The organism is Neolewinella agarilytica, from assembly GCF_900110645.1.
Taxonomy (GTDB): domain Bacteria; phylum Bacteroidota; class Bacteroidia; order Chitinophagales; family Saprospiraceae; genus Neolewinella; species Neolewinella agarilytica.
Genome location: NZ_FOFB01000012.1, coordinates 163,843 through 183,565 on the forward strand (window position 1 = coordinate 163,843; position 19,723 = coordinate 183,565).

The 19,723-nt window shown below is 52.3% G+C and carries 15 protein-coding genes; 12 read left to right on the forward strand and 3 right to left on the reverse strand.

What is annotated here, in order from left to right; translation table 11 throughout:
• Nucleotides 1-229: 229 nt before the first annotated feature.
• The 5 genes from BM123_RS12295 (at nt 230) to BM123_RS12310 (ending at nt 3,905) form a co-directional block, all read left to right on the forward strand.
• Nucleotides 230-1,147 carry an ArdC family protein gene (locus BM123_RS12295; RefSeq protein WP_090168906.1) on the forward strand — a complete coding sequence of 306 codons (918 nt, stop codon included), beginning with the start codon at nt 230-232 and terminating at the stop codon, nt 1,145-1,147.
• 180 nt (nt 1,148-1,327) lie between these two features.
• On the forward strand, nt 1,328-2,194 hold the full coding sequence (locus tag BM123_RS12300; RefSeq protein ID WP_090168907.1) for a BRO-N domain-containing protein: 867 nt from the start codon (nt 1,328-1,330) through the stop codon (nt 2,192-2,194).
• Between the two features lie 500 nt (nt 2,195-2,694).
• Nucleotides 2,695-2,889 (forward strand): Arc family DNA-binding protein, encoded by a 195-nt coding sequence (locus BM123_RS12305; protein ID WP_175489357.1) that lies wholly within the window; start codon nt 2,695-2,697, stop codon nt 2,887-2,889.
• Nucleotides 2,890-3,042: 153 nt separating this feature from the next.
• Nucleotides 3,043-3,219 (forward strand): hypothetical protein, encoded by a 177-nt coding sequence (locus BM123_RS24215; protein WP_175489358.1) that lies wholly within the window; start codon nt 3,043-3,045, stop codon nt 3,217-3,219.
• Between the two features lie 65 nt (nt 3,220-3,284).
• The gene (locus tag BM123_RS12310) at nt 3,285-3,905 is read left to right on the forward strand and encodes a 3'-5' exonuclease (RefSeq protein ID WP_090168911.1); all 621 of its coding nucleotides are present in this window, start codon (nt 3,285-3,287) and stop codon (nt 3,903-3,905) included.
• 474 nt (nt 3,906-4,379) lie between these two features.
• On the opposite strand, the gene BM123_RS12315 is transcribed toward BM123_RS12310, so the two are convergent.
• Nucleotides 4,380-5,327, reverse strand: coding sequence for a DUF3298 domain-containing protein (locus BM123_RS12315; protein ID WP_139211864.1), 948 nt, complete (start codon nt 5,325-5,327; stop codon nt 4,380-4,382).
• A 328-nt stretch (nt 5,328-5,655) separates the two neighbouring features.
• Here BM123_RS12315 and BM123_RS12320 point away from each other — a divergent pair, with 328 nt between their 5' ends.
• Nucleotides 5,656-6,357 carry a hypothetical protein gene (locus BM123_RS12320; protein ID WP_139211865.1) on the forward strand — a complete coding sequence of 234 codons (702 nt, stop codon included), beginning with the start codon at nt 5,656-5,658 and terminating at the stop codon, nt 6,355-6,357.
• 89 nt (nt 6,358-6,446) lie between these two features.
• Nucleotides 6,447-6,602, forward strand: a complete 156-nt coding sequence (locus BM123_RS24220; protein WP_175489359.1) for a hypothetical protein — start codon at nt 6,447-6,449, stop codon at nt 6,600-6,602.
• Between the two features lie 17 nt (nt 6,603-6,619).
• Here BM123_RS24220 and BM123_RS12325 read toward each other — a convergent pair whose 3' ends face one another.
• Together BM123_RS12325 and BM123_RS12330 are read right to left on the reverse strand one after the other, a co-directional pair.
• Nucleotides 6,620-7,357: a LytR/AlgR family response regulator transcription factor gene (locus tag BM123_RS12325; RefSeq protein WP_090168917.1), complete on the reverse strand. Its 738-nt coding sequence runs from the start codon at nt 7,355-7,357 to the stop codon at nt 6,620-6,622.
• Entirely contained in the window at nt 7,357-10,368 is a 3,012-nt protein-coding gene (locus BM123_RS12330; RefSeq protein WP_090168919.1) for a sensor histidine kinase, read from the reverse strand. Before BM123_RS12330 ends, BM123_RS12325 begins: the two co-directional genes overlap by 1 nt.
• A gap of 196 nt (nt 10,369-10,564) precedes the next feature.
• On the opposite strand from BM123_RS12330, the gene BM123_RS12335 reads away from it, so the two are divergent.
• The 5 genes from BM123_RS12335 (at nt 10,565) to BM123_RS12355 (ending at nt 19,720) form a co-directional block, all read left to right on the forward strand.
• Nucleotides 10,565-12,307, forward strand: coding sequence for a T9SS type A sorting domain-containing protein (locus tag BM123_RS12335; RefSeq protein WP_139211866.1), 1,743 nt, complete (start codon nt 10,565-10,567; stop codon nt 12,305-12,307).
• Between the two features lie 47 nt (nt 12,308-12,354).
• Nucleotides 12,355-12,741 (forward strand): hypothetical protein, encoded by a 387-nt coding sequence (locus tag BM123_RS12340; protein WP_090168924.1) that lies wholly within the window; start codon nt 12,355-12,357, stop codon nt 12,739-12,741.
• Nucleotides 12,742-13,088: 347 nt separating this feature from the next.
• Nucleotides 13,089-14,687 carry a macro domain-containing protein gene (locus BM123_RS12345; protein ID WP_090168926.1) on the forward strand — a complete coding sequence of 533 codons (1,599 nt, stop codon included), beginning with the start codon at nt 13,089-13,091 and terminating at the stop codon, nt 14,685-14,687.
• Between the two features lie 34 nt (nt 14,688-14,721).
• Entirely contained in the window at nt 14,722-15,930 is a 1,209-nt protein-coding gene (locus tag BM123_RS12350) for a hypothetical protein (protein WP_090168928.1), read from the forward strand.
• Nucleotides 15,931-16,027: 97 nt separating this feature from the next.
• Nucleotides 16,028-19,720, forward strand: coding sequence for a DUF7619 domain-containing protein (locus BM123_RS12355; protein ID WP_090168930.1), 3,693 nt, complete (start codon nt 16,028-16,030; stop codon nt 19,718-19,720).
• The last annotated feature ends 3 nt before the right edge of the window (nt 19,721-19,723 follow it).

Below are 19,723 nucleotides of genomic sequence, written 5' to 3' on the forward strand. Positions count from 1 at the left end.
GTGTTAGCCTGCAGTTTTTAACAGGGTAGGGGAAGCTGCAAATGTCTCTCCTGACTGCCTTTCCTTATCTCTCTTTGGGGATTGGGAGCCCCCCCTTTAGTCCCCGAGGGACTTCCACCGCATCTGTACTCCGGCTACGCCCAGCATAAGCGCCAGTCTCATCGGCCGCGCCCCTTTACTCTTTCCTCCTTTCACCCCCTTTATTCCTTCACCCCCTTACTCCTTTACCATGCAACGCACCACCCGCGTAAAGCCCGATCTATATCAGGTCATCACCGATAAAGTCATCGCCCTGCTCGAAGCCGGGACTGTCCCCTGGCAGCGCCCATGGAACCAGTACGGCCTGGCCCGTAACTACGCCACCGGCCACGTATACACTGGCATTAACGCCTTCCTGCTTAATTTCTTTCCGAATTTCGATGTGCCCTTTTACCTGACCTACAAGCAAGCCCAGGCGCTCGGCGGTCAGGTACGGAAAGGGGCCAAATCTGAGACCGTCTACTTCTTTAAAACCCTGTATAAAGACGATGACGGGAAGAACCTCAACCCCACTCAGGTCGCCCAACTACAAAAAAATGATAAGTCCGTAAAGGCCATCCCAATGCCCCGCACGTTCCATCTCTTTAATGTCGCCGATGTCGACGGCATCGACTTCGCAATTCCCGAGCTCAAAGAGAATCCGAGCGCCCCCATCGAGGTGTGTGATGATTTCGTTGACAGCCTGCAAGCCGTTCCGAATGTCCACCACAAAGACCTTAATCGCGCCTTCTACGCCCCTAAAGCCGACGAGATCAACATGCCCCCACTCCCGCGTTTCAGTTCACCGGAAGCATACTACAAGACCCTCTTTCACGAAATTATCCACAGTACCGGCCATGCCTCCCGCCTCAGTCGGCCCGGCATCACGCTACCCATGGAGCAACGCACCCCAGGCTCCGAACCCCACGCCTTTGAGGAGCTCATCGCCGAACTCGGCGCCGTCTACCTCTGCCAGCACGCCGGTATTTCCCGCCAGCCGCTCCAGGAAAACGCCGCCGCTTACATCGACTCCTACCTGAACCTACTCAAAAACGATAAACGCTTCCTCTTCCAGGCTTCCAGCCAGGCGCAGAAGGCGCTTAATTTTTTATTGGAAGCGCCGATGTAGGAAAAGGGCCTTTTAAGCTAAAAGTGAGAATAAATATATAAAACAAATAGTGGTTTTTTGCAGCAAAAAACGTATCTTGTGGTGAGGGGTTGGCTCATCTGTAAAAGAAACATCCTGCCACCTCTACGCCTCAAGCATCCAACTAAATTTCCACCATCAAATAGTTCCCAATCAAAGACTATGGAAGACAAGAAAGAAACAGGAATGGCCATTTTTGATGGACAAGAGATTCGCCAAATCTGGCACAAGGAAGAATGGTGGTTCGCCGTAGCTGACGTAGTAAGCCTGCTTAGCGAAAGCCGCGACGTTAAACAGTACATCAAGAAAATGCGCCAACGAGATCAGGAGCTCAGCACCAAGTGGGGTACAATTTGTACCCCACTTCCAATGATCGCCGCTGATGGGAAGAAGCGGAAAGTAACCGCATCTAACTTAGAGGGCATTTTCCGCATCATACAATCCATCAGCTCCCCCAAAGCTGAACCCTTCAAGCAGTGGCTCGCCACGACCGCAAAGCAGCGGATCGAGGAAATGGAAGACCCCGAACGCGCCATCGAGCGAATGCGCGAAGATTATCGCAAACTAGGCTACGAAGAGGATTGGATCAACAAAAGGCTCCAGTCCATTGACATTCGCAAGCTCCTGACTGAAGAGTGGCAAAAACGTGGCGTCAAGAAAGGTAAAGAATACAGTATCCTCACCGCTGAGATCAGCCGCGGCACCTTCGGTGTTACCCCCAGCGATCACAAACAGCACAAAGGCCTGGAGCGGGAGAACTTGCGCGACCACATGACCAACCTGGAGCTCATCTTCACCATGCTCGGAGAAGAAGATACTCGCCATGAAGCCGTAAAGCGCGACGCCCAGGGCTTCAACGAAAACCATGAGGCCGCTAAAGAAGGCGGTGAAGCTGCCGGCATGGCCCGGGAAGCCTTCGAACTGCGCAGCGGCCGTAAGGTCCTTTCTCCCGAAAACAGGAAGGACCAAATCAAAGCTGCAAAGACTAAAGCGAGACTGGAGGCTGAAAAGAAAAAGCTTGATAAGTAACGCAGTCGCAAAACAACCCTCAGCACCGGCACTGTTGCCAGTAGGTCGGTATTTCCCACAAGTTTACCCCCTATCCTAAAGTCAAAACCTCCTTTCCTCCCGCAGGCTTGCCTTTGCTTGCTTCCATTAGCATCTCCCCATTTCTATCCCAATCCAAAGTCCGGCCTCCCCAAAAAGAGAAGTACCGCGCAAAAACTTTATTGATGCCCCGAAGACACAACTATTTGTGCGAACAACCTTCGCGATCAGCTTAGAATGCTTACTCCGGGTAACCTCTAGATAGGCGATTTTAGGTGCATTTTGTGTAGACAAAGTATGTAATCATTTAACACTAAATCCGCCCTTCCCACATCTAAATTTCGTACATTTGATTACGATTCTGACCACACTTTTACACCCGTTTTTATGCTCCCCCTCCGGTCTGAAGGGCTGTATTTTGTCCAAACTAAGTGCTCGTTTTGGCCCGCGCCATCATGGTCCCCACCAACTTTAACACCCACATGTCTAATAAAGAAAACGAAACCTCCAAGAAGAAACTTGGCCGTCCCACCAAAGACCCGCGCATCGCCGTCAATATGCGCTTACCCAGCAAGCTCCTGGAGAAGCTCCGGATAGAAGCCGCTGAGAAAAACCGCAGCGTCACCAGTATCATCGTCGAACTCGTTCATGATCGTTACGGATCGTCTGACAACTAGACCACCCCTTGTCTCACTATTTGAAAGCAAAACACCTCACTCCTGAAATGCTAAAATAGACTTCCACCATTCCTTATCACCTTATGTGGTTGTCACGACTTATACTCATGATTTTGTGTATACAAAGTCTACACTTTATACTATATTACGGTCATGATCATCGAACGGCACCTTTCACTCAACCAGCTTCCAGCGAAACTCCTTCGCTCAGTGGTTCAGGATGCCCTCATGGCCAACCTTCCTGTTCCTACCCTGATCATTGTCGGCTTCCGCAATAATGTCATCAGTTACTACCGCACGGTAGACACTACGTACGCCCTTACCGCCTAGAATTTTACTATTGCGAAAAACACCGTCGCACTAGCCCGATCTACACACCTCCTACTTACATACTTATGTGTGCCTTATTATTCATGAACACCGAGACCACCGGCCTCGACCCTGGAAAAGACCACATCGTACAGCTAAGTACCCGCTTGGTCTCCACCACGGGTTCTCAGGACTACAACCAGCTGGTTCATCCCGAGAATTTCGCTACCCCCATTACGGCTACCAAGGTTCACGGAATCACCAACAAGGTCGCCAGTCTGCGCAGAATTTCTATCACCCAGATACTCGAAGATGTATCCCGGCAGATCGAACAGGCCGACATAATTGTTGGCCACAACGTCGAATACGACATCGCCATTATCATCGCTGAGGCGAAACGCAACGGCTACCACAACCTGGTGGCCACATTGACCCATCCCAGGTTCGGCCGCGACGGCGGCCGCCGCGCCGCCATCTGTACCCGGCAGCTCGCCATGGAGTACTTCAGCTTCCTCGGCGAATCTCTCTCACTTGCCGATACGAAGCTTACCAACGTTTACCAACGGATTTTCCAAAAAGAACTCGTCGATGCGCATGATGCCATGGCCGAGGTCATCGCTTGCCAGCGCGTTTATAATCACCTCCGTAGCTTCCAGCTGAAGAATGGAATTGATTTTCAGGCCGATATTGTCTGTTTTGAAGACTAATTCAGCTACAGACGACTTTGAAGGGGCTCGATGTCCGTCAAATTTATAAAGCTAAAATGAAAATTTCCTGCCGCAAACCAGAACCTGCCAGGGACTAAAGTCAATCTGTACCACCATCGTCAGGCCAGCGGATACTACTACGGACCACTTCGTTAGTATCGGAGATTCCCTACTCTACAGCCTCACCGGAGCCTGGGCGATGAAGAACCATCCCGTAAGAAATTGACAACACCATCTCCCAACCGCTCCGGCAGCTGATGCCGAATGGAATGGTGTGATTAATGTTGTCCGGGTACTTAAATACTACCGTCATGTCAGGATTAGGTGGTGCCGGGCCTCGAACCCGGTACCGAAAAAACGGGGCGCCTGGTTTTTATAAGGGCTACGATAACGCTGTTCGTAATCGGATATATAAAGCTAAGCTCACCTCCCCTGCGGAGGGGCGCGAGTGGGGGAGATTCCTCCTCGCCCTTATCACTCCTCCTGTTGCACCCTCTGCAGCGCCAGCCCCGTCACCGTCAGCAGACCATCAAGCTGAACATAAGAAACAACCAGGTCCGTAGCCCAGCGGTTACTGAGGCCTGCACTGTACTCAGGGTAATGGAGGGAAATACCTTCCGGCGTGAAAAGAAAGTTGTCCGGTAGGGGAAGGTCGACATTTTCGTGACCGCCAGCCAATGCAGACGCATTAAGCGCAGCGAGGAAGTCAGCTTGCCTGTTCCGAAGAATAACATCTTTCAACTCAATCCGTTTTCCTGTTTTCGTAGAGAAAGTAAGATCGTCTCTGTAGAAACCACCATTGGCTCCTCCTCCGTAAACGTAGGATTCCAGCGAAAGCATTAAAAAACTGGCATCGTTATGCTTCAGCGTAGTCGTTACGGCGTGATGAAGCGCTGAGTATACATCAGCGTCCTCATCTGCTTTCAGCTCGCGTTGAAAAGCCCGGGTGGTCTGCTTCGCAAAAGCCCGCAGACGTTTTTCAGCATCACCCTTTTTCACCGCCCCCTCCGTAATGCACTGAATGATCTGGGTGTTAATCTGATCGTTTATCCGTCCATTTGGGCCCGCCGCCAGGTCAATCAACGAAACGAATATAGCGTTGGCTTCGAAATCCTCCTCTGAATAAAGCGTAATGGTGTCGGTCACAAACAAACGGTGCAGTGGCATTCCTCCCTCCGTTTTGGCTTGCAGCTGACGGTCTCTCCGATCCGACATTTCCGGCCAGGCACGGTCCCAGATCCTCAAGGGCTCTTCTTCAACTACTTCCTCCTGAGTAGTTGCCTCTTCTTCAGGTTCAGTTGGCATAGTTGCCTCAGGCGTTTTCTTATCGTTTACTACGACACTAGTAGCGTCGGGAACTTGTGGTGGCGGTGATCCGCATCGAAACATAAACAGCAAAAGCAGTAAAAAGAGGAATCGCATACAATCGGAGGTTTTTAAATAAGCTGGTTTGATCAGTCTGATTAGATAATGCACATTTTTGCCCCCTATCCGCAGGGCTGCTTTGCGGTGAGCGTCTAGGGAGTATGCGTCAGCCCTGCCCCCTTTCCGTCGAACCTTGGGCCAGGCGTGTGGGAGAGGAGGAGGAAGCAGCAGAAAATCGAAGATGTCTATCAGTGTGGTTACGGATACATTGAAGCGGTTCAAACTTATGGATTAACCGGATATGTAATAGATTGCTTCTCAAAAGTAGGCTATGAATATTATGAGATTCTCACATAACACTCAATTCATAGCCATAATACGTATCTTGGATAAAGGTACCATCCGTCGTCTACTCCTTCCTCATTTTAGTGTAGCCCAATTTACTACCTTAGACCAGCAACACCCCACCATGAGCAAACTGTCTCCCCTATCACCAGCCACCATCGAAGCGGTAGAAAAATTGGCTTTTACCTCCCCCGATAACATTATCACCGAACTCTTCAAAGGCCAAGAAGTCAACGGGGTGCTACCCGCTACAGAAAAACCAGCTCCCACAAAATGGCTGAGTTCCAAAACACTTATCGTTGTCTTGATTGCTGCCTTCACCAGTGTGCTGGGACAAATCCTGGCCCAAAGCCCACAAGGAAAGGCTTTAGGAGCCCTAGTCATCGGCATCTACTTCTTAATAAGAGAACGAAAAGGTAAGCCCACCACAGATCAAATCCCCAGCGCAATCGTCTTCACTGAAAATCAGGTAACCGTCGTTGACATCGTCAACAATGATCCCAAGGGCGACCACCCCTACCAGTTACTCGCCTGCCAAAGCATTGTGGCGCCGGAAGAAGAACTGACGAACCACCTTCAGTTTGAGCGCAACTTCGGCAAAATCAGCAAAGACTTCTACCTACGATTTTCGGACGGCGAAAAACGCTATTTCACTATCGACACGTCACGGGGCGAGGTAAGCGCCAGGCATTATCAGCAAGACCTGATTCAGGAGCAAGCGTTGCGGGAGGTTTTTGAGTAAGTTTACGAGCTCAAGACCCACACGTAAATTCCCGCTTTGAGGGCGAGACAGCTCACTTTTCAATACCAATAATCAAAACCAATTCCCCAATGAAGGACCAGGAAAAGGAGACTCTCAAACCAGTTTTTGTCAGTAGTGCCGCAGAATTCGCAAGGTTAACCGGCATCAATATTGGAGCCATTCAGGAGGATATCGATGAACTAGCGAAGAAAGCCGGAGAGCAAGCAGCAGTGGAAGAGGAGTAAGTAGCTTCTATCCACCTCTACATCCGCTCCCGAAACCACTTCCGCTTCCGCTCCGGAATACTTAGGTGGATATACGCTCCGGATGGTTCTAGCTTTAATAAGCAAACACTGTAGTTCTCTTCAGTGCCCCACAGCATACGCGTATTGATCAGGTGTTTATTACTCATCCGGTAGAAAACGGGAAAGGGGAGTTCCGCTTCCAGTTTCACCATACTACCGTTGTAAATAACTCTTCGCAAAGCTTCGCCGTTCAGATAATAAATCTCAGCATAGTTACCCGAGGCTTCAGCATAAGCAATGCTATCAAAGGAAATCAACTGCCGAGAATTCCCGTGACTCACGGCTAATTTATTTAGCGGAGCAATCTTTTTTCCAGAAGGGTTTCCCGCAAAATATCGCTCCATCTCTACCGCCAGCAGCTCCGCCTCAATCGGCTTAGACAAATAACTGTACACAAACCGCTGACTACAAGCCCGCATGATCCGCTCCAGATGCTTCTTCGCGTAGGCCGTTACGAAGATAATGGCAGGGCGGGCCTTCATCAACGCTACCTCTTCCAACAGAGGGTAGATCTCCTGGCGATTCACTTCGATGTCCAGAAAAACCAGTTGCGGCCGGTGATCGCGGATACCTTTAATAGCTGATGCCAGGTTCGTGCAGCGTCCTACGATCTTCATATTAGGAAAGGCTTGTAGGTGGTACTCGAGTAACTCTAGGGCGTGCGGTTCATCGTCTAGTAGTAGGGTAGTGGTCATCAGTCAAGGGTTTCGTAGTTAAGGTAGAGGTGCAAACGGACGATCGTACCGCTGTTAACCAGCAAAGGGTCGCGCAGCAGAATCTCTATCCGAGAATTACTACCGTGGTGTTCGTCCAGGTAGCTAAGAATTTCGCTCGCCGCCCGAATGCCCGTGCCCGTAGGCTCGCCATCTACGAAGTACCCCGGCCCATTATCGGTGATCTCTACTAATAGATAATCATCGTCGGTCAACCGTAAAGTAAGTGCTAGCTCTCCGCCGGATTCCAGCGGCTCAATCCCGTGCTTGACGGCGTTATTGACGAACGATTGAATCAGCAAGGAAGGAACCAGTATGTTCTCCGCCCGCTCCCGGACCCGCTCATCGATTTGAGTGTCGTAGCGAAGCTTTTGGGGGAACCGCAGCTTCTCCAGCTTCAGGTAGTCCTCGATAAAGTCCAGCTCCTCCCGCAAGGGCCGCAACAGTGGAAGACCGTCTTCTAGCACCGGACGAAATAGTCTCGCAAAACGTCCCGTGTACCGCAGCGCCCGCTCGTTTTCGTTCCGGACGATAAGGTTACTGATCGCCGTCAGGGCGTTGTTCGCGAAGTGAGGGCCGATCTTATGCTGCGTTAACCGCCGGTAAAGCTGCAAGCGATCAACTTCCAAACGCTGAGTCAACAGCTCCGCCCGTCGCCGCTGCCACCACTGGTAAGCGATCAGGGCAAAAGGCAACAATCCCAGAAAACCCGCCAGCCAAGGAATGAACCAGTACTCGTACCAGCGGCCGGGGTATACTGTGATCTTCATGGATTTTGCGGGCGTACATTTCCCAAGCAAGCAGGTCCGCAACTCGAAAGTGTACTCCCCCGGCGGCAACTCCCCAAACTCAGCGTAGCGGGTGGGCTCCGGACGCGACCACCCATTCCGGTAACCCCGCAGCCGGTACTGGTACCGAATGCTACGAGGCTTCTCGTGGTTAATCGTGAAAAAACGAACCTTGATGCGCTGGTCGGTAGAGGATATGCTGAAGTGCTGCTCTCCGTTCACGTTGTACGGAATTCGGTATTCAATCTCTTTGTCGGTCAGCGGGTCTAAGTAACTGAAAGATAGAAACTCTGGTAGCGTGGGCTCGAAATGAAATACCAGTCGATTGGGTTCGATTTTTACGACGGACTCCGTAGTGCCCACCCATACATGCCCCGCCTCATCCAGGTGCACCGCCGCCTGTAGGCACTCCGCAAAGGGAAAGCCATCGTCTTCGTCGTACGGGTAGATGCTAATCTCGTCTCGGTAAAAGGCGGGTAGGTCAAGAAAATAGAGCTTGTTGGTGCCGCCCAGCAACAGATATTCTTCCCCGATGGGCTGGACGAACTTAACGTCCTCCGTAAAACCCGGCGTAACCCAGCGTGGCAGGCTGTCGGTATAATCATAGAAAGCAACGCCCCGGTGAGTAGCAAACCAGAGGTTGCCCCGGTAATCCGTCTTGATGTCAACCACCCCGGCGGGCACCCCGGCACCGTTAGGGTAGTTATGGAAGCTGCCGTCGGGCTCCCGGACCGCCAGCCCCCGGTGCGACCCAAGCCACAGCCGACCGTCGCGGCCCAGACCCAGAGTCTCGAAGTAGCCAAATTTCGCCACGTCGAGGCCGTCCGCTTGACCGTATACTTTACGCAGCTGTTCATCTTCGTAGACAGCTAGCCCTCTAGTGGCTGCATAAATCGTGTTGCCCGTTTCCAATAGGTCATTAGTTGCGCGGCGCTCCGGTCCGTCGAGCGGACGAAGCTGTTCGGTGACGGGGTCAAAATCATATACCCTTTTATTGGTAGGTACGAGCAAATGACCGTTACTACGCCGAAATATACCGGGGTAAAAATGACGATCGTTTGTCTCCGTTAAGCCAGTAATCCGGGTGTAGCACCCGTTCTCAAGCTTAAGGATGGAACGCTCGGAATAGGGAAAGAAAAACATCGCTCCTTTCGTCCCTCCCCCCGCACCTGCGCCCGCGCCCATCATGCTCCAAACGTTCTGCAACATACCCAACTCAGTAGGAAAAATCGTCAGGGCGTCGTCTGGTCGCAGGGTCACCAGCCCCTGCTCACCGGGGATGAGTAAGCGCTTGCCCCGTTGAAAAATCCGCACCAATTGGTCTTTGCCCGCGTACAGCACCGGACGCTCTCCCTGCGGGTCCACGACCGAATGCAGATAGCGGGCAAAAACTTTGCCTTCGTGGCGGGTGAGCTCCCCGATAAATCCCGGAAGCGGAAATGCTTGCTCAAAAACCAGGTGCCCATCTTTAATTTGGTATAGACTATCGTCTATCCAATAGGTCCCCACACTCCGGGCATCCGCTTCGTGTACGTGCGTCATGTGCTCCCCGCTTGCGAGAGGTCGAATAGGGCCGTTGGGGAAGTCTTTCTGGTAGAAAAGCGTATCACGTTCGGCTGGGTAAAAGGTTGGCCATAATGCCGCCCCCGTAGTGTCATCCGTTACCGCAAAAGGGTACCGGGTAGCTGCCGGAAAACCGCCAATGACGACGGAGTCCCTTGTCAGGTTCCACTCACCTGCTTGTGATGTTGAAAAACGGTACGTTTCGCTGTTGATGCGGGCAATAACAAGATGATCTGGACCAGCATCCCGCTTTTTCCGCTCAAACGTTCCCCCGTCGTAGCTATAGTCAACGTCCTGGCCAAAGAACCAAAGCGTCCCGTCGGCATCCTCATCGATGTCCAGGATGTATTCTCGGATAGCGTTTGTGTCGTTTTGGTACGACAGTACCTCCAGCCCGTCAAAACGATCAACTCCCAGCTTACCGGCCAGCCAGACGAAGCCGTCGCGGTCCTGCCAGACTTCCATGATCTGATTGCGCGTCAGTCCTTCCCGCACGGTCAGCTTACGGTACGGTATCTCGTAAATCACCGTGTCCAGTGGCCTGTTCTGGGCGCTGACGCAGGTGCAAAGGAAGGTTGCAAAAAGCAGGGTGAGGAGGCCCCACAGCTCACCCTTAATTCCCGTACCGGTTACGCTATACATTTTACAAAAATAGGGTATACGCAACTCGGTGTTTACCCGCCTAATCGGCAACCGTCACGAAAATTCAGGCATCTATCCTTTCTGTTTGGGCAGTGGTCTTTCGGAGGTGGGCATCGGTCCTTCCGGCGAGCTTGCCGTCTTGTCCGGCGGGAAGGGCCAAGGGTACTTTTGCAGCGTACCTACTAAAAGAAATCTTGTGAAAAAATTTGGACTGGTGTTGTTTTTGGTGTTGTTGGGGGTTTGCTTGTTGCGGGGGCAGCCGGTGAATGATAGTATTCAAGGAGCTATATTTTTGGATATATCAAGTACGCCGATAGAAGTTGAAATAGACTTAGCGAACACGACTTTAAGTATGGAAAATATAGGTTGCTCGGTTTTTAGGCCTGCCAATTATCTATGGTATAAGTATGATTCAGATGGTACAGAACTGGTAGCATTTGAGACACAGAGTAATAGTAATCGTCCATTCACTGTGCAAGTTATTCGGCCGATGACAGATGAAAGCTACCAATGTTTGAGACAAGTCTCTCTGTCTTCTTCGAGAAAAAGCTTAGGTGTTGTTCCAGAGGGAGAGGTGTTTTTACGGGTTGTAGACTATTTAGATGGAGAACATGTAGGGACAATCTCTTTTCAGCAATCTCCGCTACCACCTCCTAACGACGATCCTGCCAATGCTATATTAATAGAGGTCAATGAGGAATCAAGTACAACTGTGTTTGATTTGATTGGTGCTACGCCTACATTTTCTGAATCCAGTGGCCCACAAGATTGCAGGACTTATAGCAGACAAGATGTATGGTATAAATTTAACTCCTCAGGAGGAGATTTACTCCATTGTCGTGAAAATCAATTCCGAGGCTTCTCTATCTATCGACAGGTTGTCGGTAATACTTATGAACGAGTTGATTGCAATCAAAACAACCAAGTTAGCCGCATTGAAAACTTACCTTCTGGATTACTATTCATAAGGTGCACCGGAGTCTTTCCAAGACTTGAATTACGACAGTACCTTCCTTCTTCTTTCAATACTATTAACGATGAGTTTCCAGGGGCGATCAGCATTGTACCTTCTGATGGGGGCACTGACTTTTTAGTAGATGTCTGGTCCGCTACTAACTCTAATTTGATGTATCCATCACTGCCTAATAGTGCGCTTAATGACGTATGGTATACGTTTATGTCAAATGGAGGGGATATATCAATTGAATTCGACGGGAGCAACTGCACGGATATCAATTTATGCGCCCTAGTTCAGGTTGATGAGAGTGGTACTGCTAACGTAGTTGAAAGTAAATTCAGATCTAGAACAATGAATTTTACAAACGTTCCTGAAGGGCCTTTGTATCTCACTTTTGCGGCTTCTGAGTTTAACAATATTAGAAAGTTCTATGACAACTTCACAATTAGCCAAGCGGGAGCCCTCCTTCCCGTCACCCTAACCACCTTCACCGCCACCGCCCGCCAAAAATCCACCCTCCTCAACTGGCAAACCGCCTCTGAAACGGGCAACTATTACTTCGCCGTCGAGCGCTCAGCCGACGGGCAGACCTTTACCGCCATCGGCGAAGTAGCCGGCGCTGGCACCAGCCAAACCGTCCAGGAATACACCTTTACCGATAACACCCCACAGCCCGGCACCAATTTCTACCGCCTTCGCCAGGTGGACTTCGACGGTACCGCCACCTTGTCGGAAGTACGCGCGGTAGCATTTGCTATTGACAACCTACTGCGGGTGTATCCCAACCCTGTCGGCCGCGGTGCCGTAACGGTTCAAATCCCGGAAAACCTCAAGTACCAACCACTAGAAGTGATGACGATGGACGGTCGGCGGGTACTCAAACAGTCTGGGGAATTGAACGGCTTTTCTACGGCTGCGTTGGCGGCCGGTGTTTATCTCGTCAGGGTAGGGGAGCTAGTGGAGCGATTGGTGGTGCGGTAGCTCCATCGCGCTCATTATTTCAATTAACTTTTAAAGCTCATTTTATCATGAAGAACACCCTTGTCCTGCTACTCCTGTCTTTTGGTCTTTTTTCAACAACCAACCTCTCCGCCCAGTCGAACGGAGACCTCGAATACCAAATAACGAAACTACTTGACAATTTCTGCGACGACTACTTCGAAGGCTGCTTCGGCTGGAGGTACCTTGATATTACCGACATTAAAGAAATGAAGAAGCTAAGTGATGGTCGCCTGAAAGTAACGGGCACCGTACGTAACTCAGGATGGTTTGGCACTACCCACAATCGAAAGTTCATCGCTACCCTCACGTTTTTGACTAATGATGGGATAACCATCAACTTCTCTAAACAGGCGATCAATGGCGGCGTAGAAACCTGGAGCGATTGCAGGAAGACAATTCATCCTAGCCGCTAGTTGGTAAGACGGGTGAGCGAACAATTTACTCACTGGTCGCCAACAACAAAATACTATCACCTAACCCCCACCCAGCACCTTGCAGTCCAGCATGCTTAGCAAGCCTTTCAGGTACTTATTCCCTTCGCCGGGGAGAGGTCGCATACGAATCGTCTGGAAAGCAAATGGCATCATTAGCAAGCCTCCGTTGCGGGTGCCTTGCCAGATGTTCCCATACGATCAGTGTACGCACCCAGCAGAACCCAGGCACGTTCTTCCGGTGCCCGGCTTAACCGACGCAGCAATGGAATAACACTACCAATCATCAGTAAAGAACTGCTACCTTAGCGTAGACCTATCCCTACTTCGTGTTCCAACGGCTTCTGTTTCTCCTATCGCTTGTCGCACTGGCCCCCTCCGGTACCATCACGGGAGAAAAAATCGCAGACCCTGCTCCAATCCAAATACCAAACTACTCTCTGCGCTCCGTATTTAGCGCCGAATACCGCCTGGGGCAAGACCGCTTCAAGTTCATTAAACCACGCTACCAGGAGCTTCTTACTGATGACGGGGCTCGGCGACTTCGGGGAGATTCCACTTACCTTTACCTACCACTTGAGCCCGTCGATAGCTTACTGGATCAAGCGAATATCCGCTATAACTTACTTGACCACAACGACTCCCTGACGATCTACTTCGCTCCCCGTACCCATCAGTATTTAGTGGCGCGGACGCGGGTGCTGGGTAAGGGTAGGAGAGAGCAAGGGCTAATTAAAGCGTCCCGCATGGCGGAAGTCGCCGGTACTTACCGCGATCCGGATGAAGCAGACTTCATGATCCAACTAACTACGACGCAACCCACAGAGTCAACAGCAGCCAAAGCGGGAAACACCGTCGGAATTATGACCGAATATGACCGGCGAGGCGCTCAACTCACAAAAACCATTATGAACCTGCACGATGGGGTTCTCACCACCCAGAGCAGGCAAGTTAAGAGCTTCCAACTCTGGCGGGCGGGGAGAAATCTCCTCCTCGAAAGCAGCAACCGCATACGATTCCTGCGCCCCGCCGCAGGGCCTGGGATCATCCTCCCCAACCTTGGGGCAAAGGAAATCCCGGATGGCTATCGTTATGTGCACCCCGCTGACCAGACCGGTCTGGTAAACCCCGCCGGTAAAACCATCGCTGATGCCAACCATAGACTGATGACAAGCCTCCCCAATGGAGATTTCCTACTCCGAAAAAACCGTTCCACACTGCTACGCATGAACGCCGAAGGGAAGGTGATCTGGTCGGTCGCCAACGCTGTCATCAACCCCCAGCCCCCAAGTTACTTGGCCGTACTCACTTTCGGAGGAGAAGGCCTCCTGGATAACGACGGAAACTGGGTAATCCCACCCAACAACCCCCACGTAGCAATCGCTCCGGAAACAGGACTACGTATTTTCGGTGCCCCCGGCAACTACCAATTACTACTATCCAATGGACGAAAGCTTCCCCTGCCAACATCCACTACTGATGGCTACCTCCTTAACAATGGGACCGTTGCCGGACGCGACAAACACGGCAACACGCATATCTACAACGAGCACGGACAAGTAGTACACACCTTGCAGAAAAGCCCCGAACGGCTACTGGTAATTGGCTACGACCGCTACCTGACTCCGCTAACGGATAGTACCTACGCCTTACTGCTCCCCTCCGGAGAAGAACTCACCCGCTTCAACGCCACGGCACTCGGTGAAACGGACGGCCAACGACTCTCCTTTTACCAGGGCGCGAAGGTGGGGCTGCTAAATCTTCAGACAGGAACGATCGACGTAACGCCCGGGCCGGAAAAAATAGAGGTATTAGGTGCCTTACCAAATGCACTGGGAAAAAAGTTGCTTAGCTCAGTCTTGCCTGCATGGCGATACACGGTGGCCGGGCGTGGGCGCTTCGATGGCGCCTTTGAGCCTTTAGATTAGTTTTGAAATGATTCCCGTTAAAATTTATCCCTTCATGAAATATCTATCCCTTTTAATCCTGGTCATCTCCATCTCCTCCTCGCTGTACGCTCAGGGCGCTGAACCCGAAAAAGTAAGCGAAGAAAGTGTTGAGGAAAAGGCCATGCCGGACCTCGGAATCAAACACAGCACCCGCGCCCGCGCCCCCAAACCTAGCCCGGTGAAGGGAGCTCCGGATGTATACCTAACTACTATCAATGGCACGCGGACGTTCACCAACGCTAAAGGTGAAGAATTCCCCGAGCTAACAAAAATCGGCCCTTTCAAGATGGTGAGTAATTTCCGGGGAGGCTACTGGTATTTACAGCCGGATTATTCAACTACCTACCTGTTCGACGTGCGCCTCAAGCAACTGGTTCACCCTACACCCGTAACAAAATATGACGTCTTACCCAACGATCAGTTGATTTTCATGGCGGAAAACAATACTTACTGGTCCGATCCCCAAAGCCGCCAGGTGTCTTTATCACCCTACGCGGACCTAAGGGCTTACAAATATCCGGAGCGGGCCGGCGGACTACTTTACGTCGCCAAAGACAGCTTGTACGGTTTGATCGACGGAGATCAAATTGAACTATTGCCCTTCAGGTACCAGAATATTTATCCTTGCCCCTACGAGACCCCCGCCTTTCAGGTGGAGGCTACGGATGGCACCCAAGGCATTTACGTACCCGGTAAAGGGATGGTGCTGGAAGGAGCGCTGGAGATTAGTGCCCGCGACCGTGAGACCTACTTCATGGTTAAAATGAAACAGCCCGACGGCAGCGCTCTCACCGGAGTATACTCTTGGATGGGGGAGGAAATCGTCGCCCCACAGTTTACGTACACACGTGGGGTGAAAACGCTGGCTTTTGTAGGCCGAAAACCAGGTCAGAATCTATCCTATCTGTATGACCTGAAGGGCGAACTACTCAGCGAAGAAGGATTTGCCCAGGTCTACCCCCTCAGCGCCCGCTTCGTCCGGGTAAAGAGCCTTGAATCCTATACCGAAGAAAATATCCTTCGGTGGATGAAAGGAGAGGAAGCCCTCCCCACGCAGGAGATCAAATACGCCCTCTTCGACTTGAACGCAGGCAAGCGCGTAACGGGCTATCTGTACGAAGGAATTACACCCCAGCGGGGAAAGGACGGTTTCATCGCCCGGCGCGATGGCCTCTCCGGGCCATTAAGCAACACCGGGGTGGAACTACCAGGTTGGAAGTAAACACGTAAATAGTTTGCAATTGGTCAGTTTCAGATAAATCTGATCTTAATCTTCTAAATACAGTATCTTACTTTCATTTAGCCTTAAACACCCAACCGTGAAACCCTTTCTCTACTTCCTCCTTTCCCTACTCACCATTGGCACCCTCCAGACCCAATCTCTGCCTCAGCCCTGCTCTCTACAAGCCCGCATGGCCCGCTCCATTTGTTTTGACCCTCCGGGCTGCCGGGGACTAAGCCCCACCGATATTACCGGAAGCACCCCGCCCTACACCTACCTCTGGGATAATGGGCACACCGGTACCTCCATTACCTACTTCGGCGCCCAGGCTACCCAGGCCATTTGTCATTCGGTGACAATAACCGACGCGTCGGGTTGCAGCGTCGTTTTGAGTGACTCGCTGAGCGGCGAAACCCTCCTACTTGATATCACCCCCGATACCATCCACTACGGCAGCCAAACCGTTAACACCGACCTGAGCGCCAACGATTCAACCGGCCTAACCGACTTTCTCATCACCCAACCTCCTGCTTACGGCGAGCTGACCATCAACGCGGAAGGCATAGCAACTTATACCCCGGACGATACCTGGTGCGGCGTCGATTACTTCCGCTACCAGGCCCTGGTCGACTGCAGGTACACCCCGCCGGCCACCTGCGTCCTGAAAAGAACGGACTGCTCCGGCGTGCTGACGTTCAGCGATGACTGCAACGGTGCCTGCACTGGCAGCGCGTTTTTTTATGATGGGCAAGAACTACCCACTCCCCTAACGTACGCCTGGTCAACCGGGGCTACGACAGACACCATCCGTAACCTCTGTGCGGGTCAATACGGGCTGACGGTGACCGACGCCTCCGGCCAAACTCACCCCCATACCTTCAACGTTCAGGCGGCTTCCATCGACCTGTCAATCGCAGGCCCCACGGGCTTCTGTCTGAACGAGAGGGTCCAACTTCGCGGCGAAGTGGAACTCAACGGAGGAAACACTACCCCCGTCAACTACAACTGGTCGCTGCCCGGATCCAACTTTAGCCTGGCGGGCCCGGAGCTTACCCTTTCCGGCGGTGGTCCGCGAAGCCGGACTTACCGGTTGGAAGCCGTTACCCAGGGAGGTTGCGTAGATTCGGCTTTCCACGACATCACCTTCCACCCCCAGCCGAGCGTAGAAAGCCTATCCAGTCACGAGCTGGCGTACGCTCCGAACACCCTGGTCCTGGAACCGGAATTCGAAAGTGGAACACCTCCTTATCAGTTCCTGTGGACTGGCCCCAATGGCATGTATTCCGACCTGCCCAATCTCGTCTGGCCCGACGTTTCATCGTACTACGACGGAAGGATCACCCTACTCATCACCGACAGTAACGGTTGCCGTGGCGGCAGAAGCCGAACTTATGCCTTCCCCGATTCCCTCGACAACAACACCCGGATAGGAATCTACCAACCGGACCACCCGATCTGCCGGGGCAGCGAACTGTATTTGCGCTTCGGCATCTTCAACAACGTCCTGGCCCGACGTAACCTGGACTCCGTTCGCTGGACGGGTCCGAACGGCTTTTCGACAAACGAGGAAGAATTTACGCTGGAAAATTTGCAGCCGGAAAACGCCGGAAAATATCGGCTTACAGCTCATTTAGGCCCGTACGTTCTAACCGACTCCATGCAATTGGAGGTATCCGCCAACGAGGCGTCCATCGTCAGTACAGAACTGATACCTCTGACCTCCTGCACCACCCCAACCGGCGGAACCTTCACCATCAACCTGGACGCCCCCGGCCCATTTCGGAGTAGTATCTGGGCCACCGGCGGCAGTTCCGTAACCGCAGAAGAATCACCGGTAATTCACGAAAATTTACGCAGCAGTTACGGAAGCCGAGAGGTAGAGATCCGTACCGGCTACGACGACCAATGCTATATCCATACCCGGATTCCGGAAACCATCGGCCCGGTGACAACTACCTTCAATGTGACACCGGCAGACTGTACCGATGAGGGCGGCTCGGTCACCCTCGTCGTCGACCCACCAGCCGACCGGGTGCTGTGGTCCATTACCGGGAGCAACAGCTCCTGGGATTCCACTTTCACAATAGATAACGTCCCGCCGGGATGGCACAGTGCCAGCAGGATCGAACGACCCCAGGGCTGCACCCTGTTCAACCTACCGTTCTACGTGCCACCGGCGGTTGCCTTTAACGTCGTGGTCAACGCCCGGCCCGACTGCGACAACGCCACTGGCGAACTCGAAGTAATGGTGGAGCAACCCGCAACGGGTTCTTACAGCGTGGCCTGGAGCGACGGGGCGGAAGGCCCCGTCAACGCCAACTTATCTACGGGCTGGTATTCCGTTACCGTTACGGACGACGAGGGTTGCGAAAGCCACCAGAATTTCTACCTGCCCGCTACGGAACCATGCCTGTCCACCATATCCGGCTACGCTTATCTGAATACCGATTGTGTCTGCGCAGCAGACAGCAACTATTTCCCCCTGTCCGGCATCGAGATCTGCGCCACCTCCACCGACTACACCCAGTGTACCTACACCAACCATGCAGGGGCTTATACGCTGGTACTCCCCGAGACGGGCGTTTTTGAGATCACCTCCGATGCGCTCAGCGAGGATTATCTGACGGAAAATTGTTCCCCCGGTACAGTAAACATCTCCACTCTCGGTCAGCAGGTTTCCGTTCCGGCTATCTACTACTGCGGGGCCCCGGTGTACGACGCCGCAGTAGCGATCAACTGCAGTACTCCCCGCCCAGGCTTCGAGCAAACCAGCACCATACGGCTCCGAAATAACGGGGTGCTGCCGTTTGATACTGTTTACCTAAACGCCACCATTAGTCCGCTGATCGACGTGAATTACATCTCTCCCCAGCCCGCTTCCTTTGACCCCGTGACGAACGAGATTACCTGGCTGTCCCGCACGAGCCTTAGTCACCAGGCATACCTCAATTTCAAGGTAAGGGGTACGGTAATCGGGGAGCTCGGCGAAGAGGCTGTCAGTAGCGTCAGTCTCTCGCTCAACGAAATGGAGACGGTCTACAACAACAACGAAGCTGCCTGCCATTCCGTCATCGTAGGCTCCTACGACCCAAACGACAAGCAGGTCTTCCCGAACGGAGTAGGGGAGAGCGGAACCCTCGCCCCGGCCGACTCCCTGCTGAACTACACCATCCGCTTCCAGAATACCGGAACGGATACTGCCTTCACCGTCATCGTCCGTGATACCCTTGACCGGGAGACCTTCGATCTGAACAGCTTTCGGTTCACCGCAAGTTCTCATCCGGTTACCATAAACATCGAACAGAAGAACATTCTTGTGTTCTCCTTCTTCAACATTCTGCTACCCGATTCCACCACGTCCCTGGCGGGAAGCAACGGCTACGTCCGGTTTGATATCGAACTCAGCCCCGACCTGGCTCCGGGTACTCCTATCGAAAATTCGGCAGCTATTTACTTCGATTACAATGAGCCCATCATTACCAATACAACGATGAATGTACTGACCGCTACCCGAAACCCGGATGCGCTGGCATTGCAATTCTCGGTATTCCCCAATCCGGGCCGGCAAGACCTTAACCTGACCGCCGAGTTGGAGGAATACTCGGAGCGGATTGTTGTGGACCTTTACGACCTCCAGGGACGCCGCGTACTACAAAAGCAATGGGCTGGCGGGTTTTCGCCCGGTCCGTTAATGCTCGCCTTGCCTGTGCCTGAGTTAAGTACAGGAACCTACTTTATTCAGCTAAGTACGAATAACCGGACGGGGGTTAGTAAGTGGACTAAGTGGTGAAAA

Coding starts and splice junctions, on each gene's coding strand:
- BM123_RS24215 (WP_175489358.1), top strand. CDS start 3,043: ATGATCATCGAACGGCACCTTTCACTCAACCAGCTTCCAGCGAAACTC.
- BM123_RS12300 (WP_090168907.1), top strand. CDS start 1,328: ATGGAAGACAAGAAAGAAACAGGAATGGCCATTTTTGATGGACAAGAG.
- BM123_RS12295 (WP_090168906.1), top strand. CDS start 230: ATGCAACGCACCACCCGCGTAAAGCCCGATCTATATCAGGTCATCACC.
- BM123_RS12305 (WP_175489357.1), top strand. CDS start 2,695: ATGTCTAATAAAGAAAACGAAACCTCCAAGAAGAAACTTGGCCGTCCC.
- BM123_RS12350 (WP_090168928.1), top strand. CDS start 14,722: ATGAAATATCTATCCCTTTTAATCCTGGTCATCTCCATCTCCTCCTCG.
- BM123_RS12340 (WP_090168924.1), top strand. CDS start 12,355: ATGAAGAACACCCTTGTCCTGCTACTCCTGTCTTTTGGTCTTTTTTCA.
- BM123_RS24220 (WP_175489359.1), top strand. CDS start 6,447: ATGAAGGACCAGGAAAAGGAGACTCTCAAACCAGTTTTTGTCAGTAGT.
- BM123_RS12310 (WP_090168911.1), top strand. CDS start 3,285: ATGTGTGCCTTATTATTCATGAACACCGAGACCACCGGCCTCGACCCT.
- BM123_RS12325 (WP_090168917.1), bottom strand. CDS start 7,357: ATGACCACTACCCTACTACTAGACGATGAACCGCACGCCCTAGAGTTA.
- BM123_RS12315 (WP_139211864.1), bottom strand. CDS start 5,327: ATGCGATTCCTCTTTTTACTGCTTTTGCTGTTTATGTTTCGATGCGGA.
- BM123_RS12330 (WP_090168919.1), bottom strand. CDS start 10,368: ATGTATAGCGTAACCGGTACGGGAATTAAGGGTGAGCTGTGGGGCCTC.